This is a genomic window from Chryseobacterium indologenes, from assembly GCF_018362995.1.
Classification (GTDB): domain Bacteria; phylum Bacteroidota; class Bacteroidia; order Flavobacteriales; family Weeksellaceae; genus Chryseobacterium; species Chryseobacterium indologenes_G.
The window spans coordinates 2,950,249-2,967,161 of sequence record NZ_CP074372.1 but is presented as its reverse complement, the minus strand read 5'-3'; the positions used below and the strand labels follow the sequence as shown (position 1 = coordinate 2,967,161).

Genomic DNA, 16,913 nt, shown 5'->3' with positions numbered 1-16,913 from the left:
TTATCAGTATTATAAGTCTTTTTTTAAGCCCAATGCGGATCAGTAACAGAAACCTTTCCTGTCTCTACTCTTCCGGTAAAATGCCATAGACAATCATTCAACGTTAATTTCAAATCATACCAGCCTTTATTTTTATCAAGATCGATAATAATTTTTTCTTCCGGTTTTTGCAAGATGATTGTTTTTTTAGTCTTTCCGTATAAATCTTCCAGATGGATGGAAATATTTTTCTTCTTATGAGTTCTGATAATCAGTTCAACCTGATTTTTTGAGGTCATATTAACCAAAATCACCTCTAATTCAGAAATATTATTCCCTTTGAATTTCCTGAAAAAGCCATTGGGACCGAAAATTTCGTAATCATAAGTTCCGGAATGTACAGCATGGGATAGTTCTTGTTTTGAATATAAGGCATATGAAAAATGATAATGAGTACTATCGAATTGAGTTCTGTCATAGATTAACAATGGAACCCCATTCTCTTTTAAATTGGTCATTTTAATCTGCCCACCTTCCAAATTGACATGGAAATGATACGGAAGCGGATTTGAGGGTTTCAAACCTCTTTCCTGAATCTCCAGTAAATTAGCGTTAAGTTCATTTTCAGAATACCATTTCAGATCCGGAACAGGTTTGTTTTTAGCTGCATTAATGGTTTTAGCGTATTCTTTCTGATCCAGATAATTCATCTGTGGAGCCTTTACACTGGAAGAATTGAAGGCAGACGTAAGATCTCCGCATATTGCTCTTCTCCAGTCACTGATATTATCAACATGAACATTTTTCTTATATTTTTTCATGATGAAATTCTCCAGAAATTGCAGGACGGAAGTGTGATCTGATACTTCAGAATTTACAAAACCTCCTTTTGTCCATGGTGAAGCGATGATCATCGGAACTCTGTAGCCTAATCCAACCGTTCCTTCAATTTTTTCATAATTTTTTAAAGAAGGATCAGACATATACTCCTGGGATTGATCCACATATTCCACTCCTTCTTTTCCGTTCATATCAACGGGCTGGCTTGGATTTACAGGTGGTGAAAAGGGTAGTACATGATCAAAATATCCGTCGTTTTCATCGTAATTGATGATAAAAATTGTTTTTTTCCAGGTTTCAGGATCTTTGGTAAGAATATTCAAAACCTCAGAAATATACCATGCACCGTACCATGGTGATCCCGGATGGTCTGAGAAATGTTCCGGAGCTACCAGCCAGGAAACCAGCGGAAGTTTTTTCTCCTCCACATCTTTTCGGAACTGGAACAGAACGTCACCTTCAGGAACCACCAGTCTTTCTCCGTTTTCATCCTTTCCGATTTCCAGTTTCCAGTAATCCGGGTCATTTACATTAGTAGTGAAGGCTTTTTCGTGAAGGTTTTTTTCCTCTTTTGATAGTTTTGAATAATTATCCGGATGATATTTTACCTGATCTTCCTGAACTTCTGAGAGCATGCTTTCCAGCCTTTCTTTCTGTTTAGGATTTTTTTCAATCTCCTGTTTCAGATACGCTATGATATTAGGAATATTCTGATAATATCCTTTTGAAAATTTAACGTTGAATTTTGAAAACCATTCAATAGGGTTATCCGTAAAATTACTTAACCACGCTTCCTGTTCTCCGGACATTCCTTTTGGAAGACTGATTTCATTCTGATAAATTCTCCACGAAACATTCTGCTGTTCCAAAATTTCCGGGAAACTTTTCCATTTGGCCTGTCTTGCTTTATCATAATCGATATTTTCATTCACAACATTGGCCTTTACTTTTCCGTTCTGCTGCTCTCTCAACGTTCCGGACCAAAGGAATAATCTGTTCGGAGTAGTTCCGGTAAGTGAAGAACAGAAATACTGATCGAATATGGTAAATGCATCTGCCAGCTGATAATAAAACGGAAGGTCTTCACGGTTATAATATCCTAGTGTCAGCGGAATATTTTTGTAATCTTTATTTCCTGAAGCTTTAGCCTGAAGCCATTGGTCATATTTTCCCTTGTTCAATGCTTTTTGCTGATCAGCCCATGAATGAGGAAGTGAGCTCATCCATGTTGATTTTGTGTTTCTTAAATCCAGTCGGGCAGGAGATGCGTATTTTCCGTCATCATTCTTTTGAAAGAAAACAGAATGCCCATCCTGTTTTACAAATGCTCTTTTATCCAAAAAGCCTCTCACTCCTTTGAGCGCACCGAATGCATGATCAAATGAACGGTTTTCCTGCATCAGGATGACCACATGCTCTGCATCATAAAATGTAGACTGGGCAGCCGGATCAATGGCCAGAGCTTTTAAAATGGAAGGGTGCAGGACACTTGATGTTCCTAATCCCGCTAATAAAAGACTTGATTTCTCTAAAAATTCTCTTCTGTTCATGTTCAATCGTAATAAGAAAGAAACCGCAAGTTAATAGGATTTTCCTGCGGTTTCTTTGTTTTTATATAAAAATAATCAGATTTTTATTGTAACCACCAAGGTTTGGAATTGATGTTGTCATTTCCGCTATATTGGGCAGCCAGCGCCGCTTTTAAGTTGCTGCTGTTATAACTGTATTCTGACTGCGGATATCTGAACCTGAAAGGAGCTGGTACTCCGGTTTTCAAGGGGTAATTTGGGTATCCGGTTCTTAAATAATCATAATAAGAAGTCCATTGTGCCTGATGGAACATGGTCATGTATTTTTGAGTCATGATTTTTTCCAGCTGTGTCTGTAAAGGATCAGCAGTGTTATAAACAACCAAAGGTGTTGCCAGATACTGATTCACATCAAATCCTGAGAAATATTGTCCCTGGTTTTTTACATAGGTCTGATAAAAACTGAAACTTGCCTTGATCGCATTATCATAATGGGTTTTTGCTGATCCGGAAATCCAGCCTCTTGCCGTAGCTTCAGCAAGGATAAACTCAAGTTCTGAGTAGCTTAATACAGAAGCAGGTTCATTGGTAGGATCTTTATAAAAACGGTCGTTTACTTTAGAGATATTCTTAGCCGTGATCAGAGCAGCGTTGTCAGAGTAAGGAGACGTAGGGTTTCCTCCATTATAGGCTGTAAAATCTGTGATGGCTTTTCCTGCTTCCTTAGCTCCGGTAGTTTGTGCTGCAAAAGTAAAAAGGCGTGGATCATGTCTGTCTTTGAACATGTTGATGAAATAATCTGCCATATACAAACTTGAACCATATCCGCTGTTGTTAAACATTGTGTATCTGCTGTCTGCAGCATCGGCAAACTTAAGCTCACCATTGTCAGCAATAGAAGTCATCAAAGACTGGCTTCCTGCGATAGAAGCAAATTCTGTAGCAATATTGTAACTTCCTACTGTCGTTTTCTTAGATAAAGTGATCAGAATTTTCAGACGGAAAGAATTGATCAGCTTTTTCCACTTCAAAGCATCTCCGTTGTATACAATATCACCTTCAATTTTATCATTGGTATTAATAAGATCATTTGCTTCTTTCAGCTCTGATAAAATTCCGGACATTACCGCTTCCTGCGTATCATATTTAGGCTGGGTAATCCCGGATTCACCTTTTGCTGCTTCAGAATAAGGGGTGCTTCCTACTTTTAAGCTGATATTGAAGAAATGATAGGCTCTTAAAAACTTTCCAATAGCAAGATAATTTTTATTTCCTCTTTTCTCTGCTTCCTGCATCATTTTTCCTGTATTCAGAAGTCCTTTTGTATACACTTCAAAAGAGGCGTCATTCCATTTCATATACTGATAGGCATTTTCACCATCAGTACCAATCATCATTCTTGAAGCATACATATTATCACCGTTTACCTGGAATGTGTATTTTTCTACGTAAGTCAGAAGGTTTTTAGGATCAATGCTGGCTTGGTCATTAGGGTTCTCATTGATGGTGTCAAGACTGGTTTCGCATGAAGCCAATGTCAGAAGTCCTGCCGCAAATATAGACTTCATCAGCCATTTTGCTGCCTTACCTTTCTGTCCTTTCACGTTATTGATATTATTTTTCATTGTTGACGTACTTTTTAGTTAAAACTTAAGATTAAACCCGATTCCGAACCATCTGCTGGACGGATCCTGAATATCATTAGCGATATCCCCACTTCTGCCTGATCTGATCTGGAAATCAGGATCGGAGTAAAGGTTCTTTGATTTTTTCCACATGGCTAAATTATAGGCAGAAATATTGGCGGTGAATCCTTTTACCATTCCTTTCGGATTAAGCAGATATGAGAAATCATATTCCAATACTACAGACCTCAGCTTGATGAAAGTTCTGTCAAAAACGTTTGCAAACTCTTCACTTTCATCCTGCGTTACTCTTGCCTGATATGGATAATTCTGTGCCCAGTCCTGGAAGCTGATCGCTTTGGTGTGTGGAGTATAAAGTCCGGTTGCAGGATTATAATTAACACCATCCGGTACAAAATAATACGTTCCCGGATTCGCATATTCAAGATCTCTGTAGGCTACGGAATTAGGATGTTTTCCTCCCCACCACATCTTTTCAACAACCTGCGATCTCATCACACCTCCGATACTGCCGTCTATCCCGATGTTTAAAGTGAACTTTTTATACTTAAAGGTGTTATTGAAACCGAAAGTCCAGTCCGGATTGAAATGACCTAAATTACTTGGAGCATTGGCTCTTGTCGGCATCCCTGAATTGGCATCAAGAATGACTTTTCCGTCCGGAGACTTTTGCCATGTGTAATCGTAATAGCTGTCCATTCTTTCACCCAGCTTAATGTTTTGATAGTTGGGCATATTATCATAAATGGAAGCCAGTTTTTGTTCATACGTGCTCCAGTTGATCAAGGTTTTCCAACTGAAATCGGCCGTTTTTACCGGAACCAAACCAAGAGAAACTTCAAATCCTTTGGTGGTGTATTCATTCCCGTTTACATATTGTGACGTGAATCCTGATGATTCTGCCGCCGGGAACTGGAGAATATTATTATAATCAAGCGTTCTGAAATAAGTGGCATCTAAAGTAATTCTGTTATTCAGGAAGCCTGCGCTTAATCCTAATTCATAAGATTTTGTCTGCTCAGGTTTCAGAGAGTTTTCTACATTCAGAGTGGTAGGATAATAATACGTAGGATTTCCATTGAAAGTAATTCCCTGGTTATTCAGATAATAATTTCTGATGGAATAAGGCTGGAAGTCATACGCCACTTTAGCCCATGAAGCAGAAAGCTTCAGCATATTGATAGACTCCGGTAATTTTACAAGGTTTGAAATAACAGCACTGATGGATGCAGAAGGATAGAAGTAAGATCTGTTAGCTTTAGGAAGCGTAGAAGACCAGTCATTACGTCCTGAAATATTGATGAAGAAAGCATTGTACAATCCGATATCAATGGTTGAGTATGCACTGTAAATCAACTTTTCCTTCAGATAGGTATAATTTTTAAGTGCTCCGATTGAGTTTTCAAAGGTGTATACTTCAGGAATTTTTAATCCGTCTGTAGATCTCTCATTGTTATTGTTTTTGAAATAAAAAGCTGAACCTCCGGCATTGATGGTGAAATCAAAGTTTTCAGAGATCTTTTTCTTGTAAGTAGCCAGAACGTCATAGTTAAGATTCCATGTTTTATTATCTTTCAGAATATATCCTCCGCTTCTTGGCGCGCTGTAATTGAAATAAGAATAAGGACTTAATATTTCCGTTTTGCTGTGGTTTTCCACGATGGATATTTTTCCTTTTACCGAAAGATCCTGAGTAGCCTTATATTCTAATCCTGTCTGAGCATTAATTATATTAGTTCTGTTCTGATTTTTATAATACTCCGCTCCGAACCATGGATTGTTGTACCATGCATAGTTCCAGTTGGCCTGTGCTCTCCCTTCCTTTCCAGGAATCCACATATGATTTTTCAGTGCCTTTCCGTCTACATCACCTCCCATCCAGATCAGGATGGTATACATGTGTCCGCTTGGATTGTAATCGTAGTTAGGAATATTGGGCGTAAAAGCCTGGTTGAAATTGAATTTTGTGTCAAAGATTAATTTATCTCCAAGGTGGTTTTCAGAAGAGAAGTTGATTCCATATTTCTGAAGATAAGAATTCGGTACTCTGTCATCATAATTCATGAAATTTCCGGAGAATCTGTATATATCTTTATTATCTCTGTAGCTGATCGCAAAATTATTATTATTAATCACTGCAGGCTTTAAGAAAGTACTTAAGTTATCGTGGTATTTCCAGTCAATAGGAACTCTTTCATACCTTGATTTATCATCATATTGAGTTCCTGTCACAGCTCCATACCATGGAACCACCTGTCCGGTTACTTTATCTCTGATAGGGCTGTTCCACTGGGCAATCTGTAAACCCGGGATAAATTTTGGTCCCCAGATCATATCCCCGTCATTCACACCGCCATCGGCTCCATCCCAGAATTCATACTTTCCGTGAGAACCGTTTCCATATTCAGTCTGGGTTTTCGGGAGATTGGTAAATCCTCCTGTAATCATGGTATTTTGTGAAAATTCTACGGAGAATCCTTTCTTCTTAGCTGATTTTGTTGTAATCAGAACCGCTCCGTAACGGCCTCTGGAACCATACAGTGCAGAAGCGGTGGCTCCTTTCAGTACGTTAATGTTTTCAATATTGTTAGGATCTAAATTCTGGAAAACTTCCTTTTCCACAATCACTCCGTCAATGACAAAAACCACATTGGAATTTCCTCTAAGAGTAAACTGTGGTGCCTGCTGCATTCCTGTTGGGTTGGAAACATTTAGACCGGCAACCTGTCCTGAGAATAAATTACCAATACTCGGTGTTGTGATGGTTTCAAATTGCTTGGTCCCTACTTCCTGAGTGGAATAACCGATTTTTTCTTTCTTTTTGGCAATACCCAATGCTGTAATAACAACGCCTTCAATCTGCTTTTCGTTTGGCTTTTTTAAGACAACAGAATACTGTTTTTTTGAAGAGACCTCAACGGTATAAACAGAAAAATCAGGAGCAAAAAACTCAAGAATGTCTTTTGGGTTTGCAGAAATGGTAAAATTACCATTTTCATCTGTAGTAGCAGTCTTTCCTGTATTTTTGTCGGTGATGTTTACACCGGAAACGCTAGAGCCGTTTTCTGATTTTACATTTCCGGAAATATTGATTTCCTGTGCGGAAAAATATAGAGGAAGTAAAAAAACGGCAAAAGTAGCTAGAGTCTTCTTCATTTTTTTTGAAGGCAAATTTAGCAGTGCACTGTTACCAGTATTTTAATGAAGTATTAAAATAAAAATACGATTTTAATATTTTTTAACAATAAGAATTAATAGAAAGGTAAAATGGAAAATGTCCTTTGTGTAAGAAATTTTGATTTATTATACAGATATTAATATAATAGGAAGCAGGAAGAGGGAGGCTGGAAGTTGTTGTGGTGGTTTCAACTTCTTGAAATCTTCAGTAATAAATTTTTGAAGAAAAACTTCCGTCTTATGAAAGAAACAAATTGTGAAACCTAGACCCCCGATAACTTCCAGCCTCCAGCTTCCCGCTCCCTTTCTTTTTTAAAACCTGCTCAGGATTCCCCAGTGGATTTTGGTATCATTAAATTTAAAAGGATTTCCAAATTCATTACCATTAGATAGCTGAAAGCTCATCAGACCAATTGGAATAAAGAAGTTGAAACCGAGTCCTACACTATAAAGCTTGGGTCTAACATTTAAAGATTTATTATTGAGCTGCCCATATTGCCCAAAAACGTCGAAGAAGGCCTGGCTGCCGATCAGATACCGGTATTCCAGACTTCCATAATAGTAAAAGTCGGCGGCAAGTGATTTCTCATTGAATCCCCGCATAGAATTCCATCCTCCGAAACGGTATAATTCGTTGGTGGTAAACTCTACTTTAGAATCCATCATAGCACCTTCTGCCTTAATGTTCAGGAAGTGATTCCCGGAGATATGATAATTGTGTTCACCAAAGAAATAAAACTGGTTTTGGTTCGCCTTGATATTATCTTTGGAATAGGTTGTTGTTAAAAAATCATAGCCTGCAGTGACCTTTGTTTTATAAAGGAACAGATCAATATCTGTAGGTTCTGTCATTTCAAACCATACCCCGATTCCTTTTTTGTTATAATCTTTTCCCTGAACATACAGTGTGTCGATGATGGTGGAGGATTCCAGGGTGGCTCTCAAACCTATTTTGTTTCGGTTGTTAATATGATAATAGAAAGCAGGCAGGAATTTTACATTGGCAAACGTAGAATCCTGTCGGTAGATATTCACTTTTGCATTCATTCCCACATTGGATTTGAACAGGTACGGAATATCCACCTGAAGATCGAAAGTCTGCCCTCTGTCCGGGTTTCTCTGCCAGTATAAATTGACCGTTTCAAAACCATTGAACATATTCCTGAAATTGACGTTCATTGTCCCGTTTAACGTAAACTTGGAGGTTTTGTCATTTCCAAAACCGACAACCCCGTCAAAAGTATTGGTCTTTTTCTTTTCCAGAAACAGGTAAATGCTTGTAGAGTCTTTTGTAAATAAAGTTTGTGGCTGCCGTTCGAGTGTCAGAAAAGGATGACTCTGGAAGGTTTTATTGATGGCCAGAAGGTTTTTGTCATCGTAGTTTTTGCCTTTAAATTCTTTTTCAAGATTTTTGATGAATCTTTTAGGAACTTTTTCATACCCTTTCACTACGAAATTATTGATCGTTCTTTTATCGTTCTTGTTAATATCAAGCTCTACGATGGGATAGCCATTTTTCTGCCCTTTGTATTTGGATTTGATTCTGCTGAAAGAATATCCGTCATCAATATAAGTTTTGTTGATGCTTTTCTTAGTGGAATCTAAATTTTTAGTGAAAAAATCTTTCTGAATCTTCAGTTTCTGAACAAGAGAATCAGTAAGGTTTACATAAGTTTCATTAAAGTTTTTGCCTTTATCAAAGAAAATTTCAGTGCTGTCACCTTTTACTTTTACATCTTTCAGTTTGGTAAAGAAATAATTATTCTGAGCCAATGAGTCCAGAAACTTTACTGCAGCAGTGGAATCTTTTACTTTTTTCCTGACTTTGGTTTCTGTATCAATCAGCCAATACTGCTTCTTCTGCGCTTGTGTAAAAACGCAGAACAGTACAAAAAATATTTTCAGAAACAGTTTCAATCCCAAATATATCTACACCATAGGTAGTGATGAAATTAAGCGTAGTTAAGATAAAACTTAAAGCGAAGCTTATCCTAATGACTCTTTACAACTTAATTCTTTTTAATGGTTTAAAATTTTATTATCAAATAGCTTTCTATACAACTGAAACTAATCCAGTTTATTATACTTCTTCATCAAATTTTCATAAGTTCCCTGTGGAAGAATCCATTTCAAAGGAACGCCGATTTTCTGCCCGAATTTACCAAAATAATAATGAGCTTTCCATTTATTTTTCGCTAAAAGTTTTTCAATGTATTCTGCTACTTCCAATGGCTCTGTTCCGTCATTCACATGGGAATTCATCAGAGCATATACTTTGTCGAAAACGTTTTTGTAGGGCTGGGAAACCTGTGCAATAACTCTGTTGTCCGCAATATTGGTTTTGATATCGCCCAGATGCAGAGAACATACATCAATATTCCATGGGTATACTTCATATCTCATGGCTTCCGTTACCTTATCCAGAGCAGATTTTGAAGCTGAATAAAATCCACGGAAAGGCAGACCCATTTCACTTCCGATACTGGAAACATTGATGATTTTTCCAAATTTGTGCTCACGCATTTTCGGAAGAACGGCACTCATCATTTGTACAGGTCCGGCAAGATTCAGACTGAAAAGTTTAAGAATATCTTCTTTTGTGGAATCTTCTACGGCACCTACCATTCCCATTCCGGCATTATTGATCAGAACGTCAATTTTAGTTTCTATTTTTAAAACCTCAGCGATTGCATTCTGAATCGCGGTGTTATCAGTAACATCAGTGGGGATAGATTTGAAGTACTGGCTTTCTGTATGCTTTCTACTTAGTCCGTATACTTTATGTCCTTTTTTACCAAAATATTCGGCCAATGCAAACCCGATTCCTGATGAGGTTCCTGTAATAATGATGGTCATTGAATTCGTATGATTTTAATGTTTTTATTTTTCTTCTGATTGCAGTGAGACGTTTTTAAAGGTCTGTGTTCAAAAGTAAAATCTATTTTCAGCAAATGTAAAAAAAGAAAAATGAACTCAGTTATTTATTATTCCTGAAATAAATTTTAATTATTTCTTCATGTATTGTCCCGGTTTGGTGGCAAACTTAAAATAAACTTAATCTCAATCATGCATGTAATATTGGGGGAATGATTACTTTTAATAATGTATGTTGTTGAAATACAGTGTTTTGATTTTAGTTTGTGGTAGGTGGCGTCTTAAAAAAGCTAAAATTTCTTAATAAAAACATAAGGAAACCTTAATGAGGTATGGGAGCGGACTGGTCTAATTTTGCACCTAATCAAAAAGGAGATCATGAATGTATTTAAAATCCCTGTATCTGTAACTTATTTAACGGGTAGGGTATTACTTATTGGTGCAATATCAGCTTCACCGATGTTCCTCGCTCAGAAAAAAGACAGCTTAAAAGAAAAATCCATCGACGAGATTGTTGTTGTTGGATATGGAACACAGAAAAAAAGTAAAGTTTCCGGCGCTGTTTCCGAGGCTTCGCTGGATAAGCTTACTTCCAGATCATTGTCTGGCGTAGGAGAAGTTCTTCAGGGGAAAGCTCCCGGAGTAACTGTAGTGAATGAAGGTGGAGATCCTAACGGCTCACCTAAAGTAAATATTCGTGGTCTGGGGGGAATCAATGGAGAAACTCCTTTGTATGTAGTAGACGGAGTAGTTTTTAATGGAACACCGTCTATTAATCCAAATGATATTCAGGATATTTCTGTGCTTAAAGATGCTTCTGCAGCCATTTACGGAGCAAGATCTTCCGGAGGGGTTATTCTTATTACTACTAAAAAAGGGAAAAAAGGAAATCTTACGGTAGACTTTGATGTGAAATACGGTGTAAACCAGGCATGGAGATTAAAAGAATCTCTGAATGCAGCGGAGTTTCAGGATGTGATGTACAAGGCCTATGAAAATGCCGGAAAACTTGGAAGCTTACCAATAGCTTTTAACCCTAATCAATATCCGGACGGAAGAATTACCAGAACAGACTGGATGAAAGAAATTTTCAGAACAGGAACGATTCAGGAATACAATGTCAACTTAAGCGGAGGAAGTGAGAAGTCCAGATATTTTGTGGGAATGAACCACAGAAATCTGGAAGGGATCTTATTGAATACTCAGGCAAAACGATATAACTTCAGAGTTAATTCTGAACATAAAGTAAAAGACTGGTTAACGATCGGAGAAAATATGTACTATAACTACTCAGACGGAAATACAGCAGATACCAAAAGTGGGTATACAGGAGCTTTGGTGGCAGCTATGTACTATCCGCCGAATGTTCCGGTATATACGCCGAGTGGTGCATTTTCCGGATTGCCCATTGATGTGGCAGGTGGATATGGAGATATGATCAACCCTGTTGCTTATCTTAAAAGGATCAGCATCAGAAACCCTACCCATGAGATTTTGATCAACCCTTATGTGGAAATTACTTTGGCCAAAGATTTAAAATTCCGTTCCAATTTTGCTCAGACATTTAAACTAGGAAATGTAAAGGAGTTTAATTCCAGAGTATTGGAAGTAGGAAAGATTTTTGATACCAACAGCCTGGAATATCAATCCAATAATGTATCTACTTCTCTTGCTGAGCAGCTTCTTACGTATAAATTAACGGAAGGAAAACATAATTTTGACTTCCTTGCAGGTTTAACATTCCAGAAAACAACTGAAGAAGGATTCCGTGCAAAGACTTTTGATTTCAGAAGTGAGGCGGAAGCTTTCAGATATCTTCAGAATGCGGCAGATACCAATAAAGAAGCTGACAGTTATAAATACAAAAGTGCTTTAACTTCTTATCTGGCAAGGGTGAACTATGACTATGCCGGAAAATATATGATTAGTCTGCTGGGAAGAAGAGACGGAACTTCTTTGGTTTCTAAAGAAAAACACTTTTCGGATTATTACTCAATTTCAGGAGGATGGATGGTCTCTAAAGAAAATTTTCTGAAAAATATTTTATGGCTTTCCACTCTGAAATTGAGAGGAAGCTATGGAATTTTAGGAAATCTTGGTGGAGTCTCCTACCAGGCTGTAAATCCTTTGATGACCAGAGATAATAATGTCATTTTCGGTCAGGATCCTTCTCAGAACATTGCTTATTATGCTACCACACGTCCAAACCCGGATCTGAAATGGGGGAAATCTGAGCAGACTAACTTCGGGGTGGATGCTTCATTCCTTCACAACAGCCTTTCCTTACAGTTTGATTATTTCGTAAAGAATTCCAAAGATCAGATCTTCAACGTAAGCTTACCAAGTACGGCAACGTATAATAATCAGTATGTGAATGCAGGGTTATTCCAGGATAAAGGATACGAATTGGGTATAAATTATAACAAGGTGGTTTCAGATGAATTTACGTTCTCAGTTGGAGCTACGATAAATCAACTAAAAAACACGGTGAAGCAGCTTGCCAATGTAGATGAGATCTTTATCAATGATAATGGAGTAAGAGGCGTATTGAAACCAACCCGTGTGAAAGTAGGTGATCCTTTGTATTCTTTCTATGGTTATAAGACGGGAGGAATTTTCCAGACTCAGGAAGAAATCAACAATTATAAAGATGCCAACGGAAATCTTATCCAGCCGAATGCTAAGCCGGGAGATATCAAATTCCTGAAAAAAGAAGGAAATACGGGAGTGCTTAATAATAATGATTTTGTCAATCTTGGAAGCCCATATCCTAAGTTCTCTTATGGGTTCTCTTACAATATGACCTGGAAAAACTTTGATCTGAATTTATTCTTCCAGGGAGTATACGGAAATAAAATATTCAACGGAATGAAGTTTATTTCTTTGAACCCGGGTGGAACAGGGCAGAACTATAATATGGATAAAGATATCCTGAATGCATGGACTCCTCAGAATACAAACACTGATATTCCAAGACTGGTACACGGTGATCCAAGCGGTAATTATTCCAAAGTATCAGATTTCTATGTGGAAGACGGATCTTATTTAAGACTGAAGAACCTTACCATCGGATATTCATTACCAAAAGAATTGTACCATAAACTGGATGTAAACAAAGTGAGAGTGTATGTAACCACCAACAACCTGTTTACGATAACGAAATATACAGGATTTGATCCTGAAGTAGGGATGAATTCCTATGGTGTAGATACCGGAAGATATCCTCAGGCACGCTCATTCATCTTTGGGGTGGAGATCGGTTTATAATTTTTAACTAACAAAAAAGTAAAAAATGAAATTTTTCAATAAAATATTTTTAGTATCAGGAATATCTGTAATGCTTTTATCATGTACAGGAGAGTTGGACGTTCAGCCGGAAGGAACACCTACTGAAGCCAGTTTCTGGAAAACGGAAAACGATTTGGTTACCGGAGCAAATGCGATGTATAAGCCATTGTTTGATGGTGAATTTTACGGAAGAGGTCTGTTTTGGTTTATCAATGCCAGTGATGATATGGTTACCGGAAGGGCAAAAAGTGAGGCGGATAACGCAAAAAACTTCAGCAGCAATTACATCGCGGCAGGAGATCTTGAAACTCAATGGAACAAAAGATATAATGTAATTGGAGTCGCCAACCGTGTGATCCGTAATGTTGATAATATCCAGACTTCACAGGCCATTAAAAATAAATATCTGGGCGAAGCTTTGTTCATGAGCAGCAGAATGTATTTTGAACTTTCTTATTCTTACGGAAATGAAAAAGCAGGAGTTCCTATTATCGACCGTTCAAAAGATCCGGATCCAAACCCGATTCCAAGAGCTGCCAACGTAATGGAGAATTACACCTACATCGTGAATGATCTGAAAAGAGCGGCAGAATTATTACCTACTCAGGCAGAACTTCCTGCAAAAGATTACGGAAGACCTCATAAAGCAGCTGCATGGGCACTTTTAGCAAAAGTGTACCTGTTTATGAAAGACTGGAAGAATGCAGAATTCTGGGCCAACGAAGTCATGACAAAAGGGAACAGAGCCTTACTGGGAAATTTTGCTGATGTCTTCAAAGCTGAAAATAACTACAGCTCAGAATATATCTGGTCTATCCCTGGAACTCCTAAGTTTACAGCATGGGGAAGTATTCTTCCGGGCGTAATGCTTGAAAATAAAGGATGGGGAGAATATAACGGATGGGGATACTTCCAGCCGACAAAAGAACTTTATGACGAATATGAAACAGGAGATCTTAGAAGAAGTGCTTCCATCCTGAAAATAGGTGACAAATTTACTTTTAACGGTAAAGAAAGAATATATGCTTCTACCAACTCTCTTACCGGATACCAGTTTAATAAATATATGGATGCCTTCAAATATCAGCTGAACAGCGGTCATGTAAGTGCTAACGGAGATTATCCGTGTACAGACCTTGCCGTTCCGATCATGCGTTATGCTGAGGTAATTCTTATCAAAGCAGAAGCTTCACTGATGCAGGGTAAATCTGCAGATCAGGAAATCAATATGATCAGAGTACGTGCAGGTTTATCTCCGAAAAACGGATGTACAATGGCCGATCTGAAGCATGAAAGACGTTGTGAACTGGCAGGTGAATGGGCAGACAGGCACAGAGATCTTGTACGTTGGGGAGATGCACAGGCAGCTTATGCGAAGCCTCTGCATGGGATCAATGGGCAGGTAGTCTGGGCAGCAAGAAACTTTAATCCGGCTGTACATAATGTTTGGGCAGTTCCGCAGGCTGAAATCGTAAACAGTCATGGGATCATTAAACAAAATGAAGGCTGGTAATTTTTAATCTTTATATATAAGCCACTATATCATTGCAGAAGCTTCTGTGATGATATAGTTTTTTCAAAGGTATAGGGATAGGACATCTTATTTACCCTATAAAAATAACAATGGTATACGAATGAAACTATCAAAAATTTTGGCTGTATTAGCCCTGGCTGTTTTTTCTGAAAATCAGGCTCAGAATTATTTAAACTACAATATTGGCAATGCACATTCACATAATGATTACATGCAGGAGATTCCCTTTTGGCAGGCTTATTATGCCAACTTTGGTTCCATAGAAGCAGATGTCTTTCTGGTGAAGGGTAATCTCTGGGTAGCGCATACCGAAAAAGAACTTTCTGCAGACAGAACACTGGAAAATCTTTATCTTGATAATATTTCCAAACAGATTAAACTGAATAAGGGAAATATCTATCCGGATGCCAGTAAGAAACTTCAGCTGCTGATTGATATTAAGCAGGACTACAAAACATCATTGGTTGCTTTGATCACTACATTAAATAAATATCCTGAGATTACAGGAAATCCAGGTATTAAAATTGTAATCACCGGAGGAAGACCTCAGCCGGCAGATTTTAAAAACTATCCAAACTATCTTTACTTTGATGGTGACCTTGATAAAAATTATTCTGCAGATCAGTTAAAAAGAGTAGGGATGTTCAGTGCAGACCTTCCCGGATTGGTCAAATGGAATGGAAAAGGAATTCCAAGAGATGAAGAAACGGAAAAAATTAAAACTGCTGTTGAAAAAGCACATTCCCAGCAAAAGCCAATGCGTTTTTACGGAGCCCCGGATTTTCCAAATGCATGGGTGAATCTTATGGATATAGGAGTGGATTATATCAATACCGATCATATTCCTGATCTTAAAAAATTCATGAACGCTATTCCGAAGAATTTTTATAAAAATACAAAAGAATACAGCACATATACGCCGACCTATGCATCAGATGGAGTACGTAAAAAAGTAAAGAATGTTATCCTTCTCATACCAGACGGAACTTCTCTGCCACAATATTATGCTGCCTTTACAGCCAACAAAGGGAAACTGAATGTTTTCAACATGAAATCTACAGGACTTTCCAAAACCAATTCATCCAATGCCTATATTACAGATTCCGCACCGGGTTCTACAGCATTTGCAACAGGAGTGAAAACTAAGAATACTTTTGTAGGGGTTGATAATATGGGGAAAGCACTCGCGCAGATTCCGGATATTATTGCTAAAAATGGTATGGTTTCCGGATTGATTTCCACAGGTGATGTTACAGATGCAACACCTGCAGACTTCTATGCTCATTCAGATAACAGAAACAGTTCTGAACCTATTCTGAAAGATTTTGTTACTTCAAAAACGAAAATTCTGATCGGTGGTCCTACAAGTGGATTGTCTCAGGAAAATATACAGAAATTTAAAGATGCCAAGATCGATCTTTATCAGGATTTGAAGTCAGTCAATACAATAAAGAACCGTACTTTGGTGATTGATCCTTTGGCTTCACAAAGAATAACCAACGGAAGAGGAAACTGGCTTTCTGATGCATTTGATCTCACCTTAAATGACTTAAAGAATAATAAAAACGGATTCTTTATGATGATAGAAGCATCTCAGACTGATGGAGGAGGTCATAGCAACAATATTGAGCAGTTGGTTACAGAGTTACTGGATTTTGATCATGTGGTGGGTAAGGCAATGAAATTTGCTGATGAAAATAAAGAAACTCTGGTAATCGTGGTGGGAGATCATGAAACAGGGGGATTAACTCTATTGGACGGAAGTCTTAAGGATGGCTGGATATTTGGAAACTTCAGCACCAATGATCATACCTCTATTCCGTCAAGTGTTTTTGCTTATGGCCCGAATTCTAAAGAGTTCACTGGATTGTTTGAAAATACGGAGATTTTCAACAAAATAATGGCAGCCTACGGAATTCAGAAATAACTTTTGATTTTTAATACTTTTTTACTTTTACAAAGAGAGACTGTTTCGTTTTTGAGGCAGTCTTTTTCTTTTAAAATAATCTGTAGAATCCTGATTGAAAATAAAAAAGGCCGCCTCAA

Annotated in this window: 8 protein-coding genes; 3 read left to right on the top strand and 5 right to left on the bottom strand. The window is 37.8% G+C overall.

The window, feature by feature from the left end; translation table 11 throughout:
• Positions 1–23: 23 nt before the first annotated feature.
• The 5 genes from DYR29_RS13405 to DYR29_RS13385 form a co-directional block, all read right to left on the bottom strand.
• Positions 24–2,369, bottom strand: a complete 2,346-nt coding sequence (locus tag DYR29_RS13405; protein ID WP_213277275.1) for a phosphocholine-specific phospholipase C — start codon at positions 2,367–2,369, stop codon at positions 24–26.
• An 83-nt stretch (positions 2,370–2,452) separates the two neighbouring features.
• Entirely contained in the window at positions 2,453–3,973 is a 1,521-nt protein-coding gene (locus DYR29_RS13400) for a SusD/RagB family nutrient-binding outer membrane lipoprotein (RefSeq protein ID WP_249413500.1), read from the bottom strand.
• 18 nt (positions 3,974–3,991) lie between these two features.
• Positions 3,992–7,150 (bottom strand): SusC/RagA family TonB-linked outer membrane protein, encoded by a 3,159-nt coding sequence (locus tag DYR29_RS13395; protein ID WP_213277274.1) that lies wholly within the window; start codon positions 7,148–7,150, stop codon positions 3,992–3,994.
• A 333-nt stretch (positions 7,151–7,483) separates the two neighbouring features.
• Positions 7,484–9,088, bottom strand: a complete 1,605-nt coding sequence (locus DYR29_RS13390) for a hypothetical protein (protein WP_249413499.1) — start codon at positions 9,086–9,088, stop codon at positions 7,484–7,486.
• A 150-nt stretch (positions 9,089–9,238) separates the two neighbouring features.
• On the bottom strand, positions 9,239–10,027 hold the full coding sequence (locus tag DYR29_RS13385) for an SDR family oxidoreductase (protein ID WP_213277272.1): 789 nt from the start codon (positions 10,025–10,027) through the stop codon (positions 9,239–9,241).
• A 396-nt stretch (positions 10,028–10,423) separates the two neighbouring features.
• Here DYR29_RS13385 and DYR29_RS13380 point away from each other — a divergent pair, with 396 nt between their 5' ends.
• The 3 genes from DYR29_RS13380 (at position 10,424) to DYR29_RS13370 (ending at position 16,794) form a co-directional block, all read left to right on the top strand.
• Positions 10,424–13,312 (top strand): SusC/RagA family TonB-linked outer membrane protein, encoded by a 2,889-nt coding sequence (locus DYR29_RS13380; RefSeq protein WP_213277271.1) that lies wholly within the window; start codon positions 10,424–10,426, stop codon positions 13,310–13,312.
• A gap of 25 nt (positions 13,313–13,337) precedes the next feature.
• Entirely contained in the window at positions 13,338–14,846 is a 1,509-nt protein-coding gene (locus DYR29_RS13375; RefSeq protein ID WP_213277270.1) for a RagB/SusD family nutrient uptake outer membrane protein, read from the top strand.
• 121 nt (positions 14,847–14,967) lie between these two features.
• On the top strand, positions 14,968–16,794 hold the full coding sequence (locus DYR29_RS13370; RefSeq protein ID WP_213277269.1) for an alkaline phosphatase: 1,827 nt from the start codon (positions 14,968–14,970) through the stop codon (positions 16,792–16,794).
• The last annotated feature ends 119 nt before the right edge of the window (positions 16,795–16,913 follow it).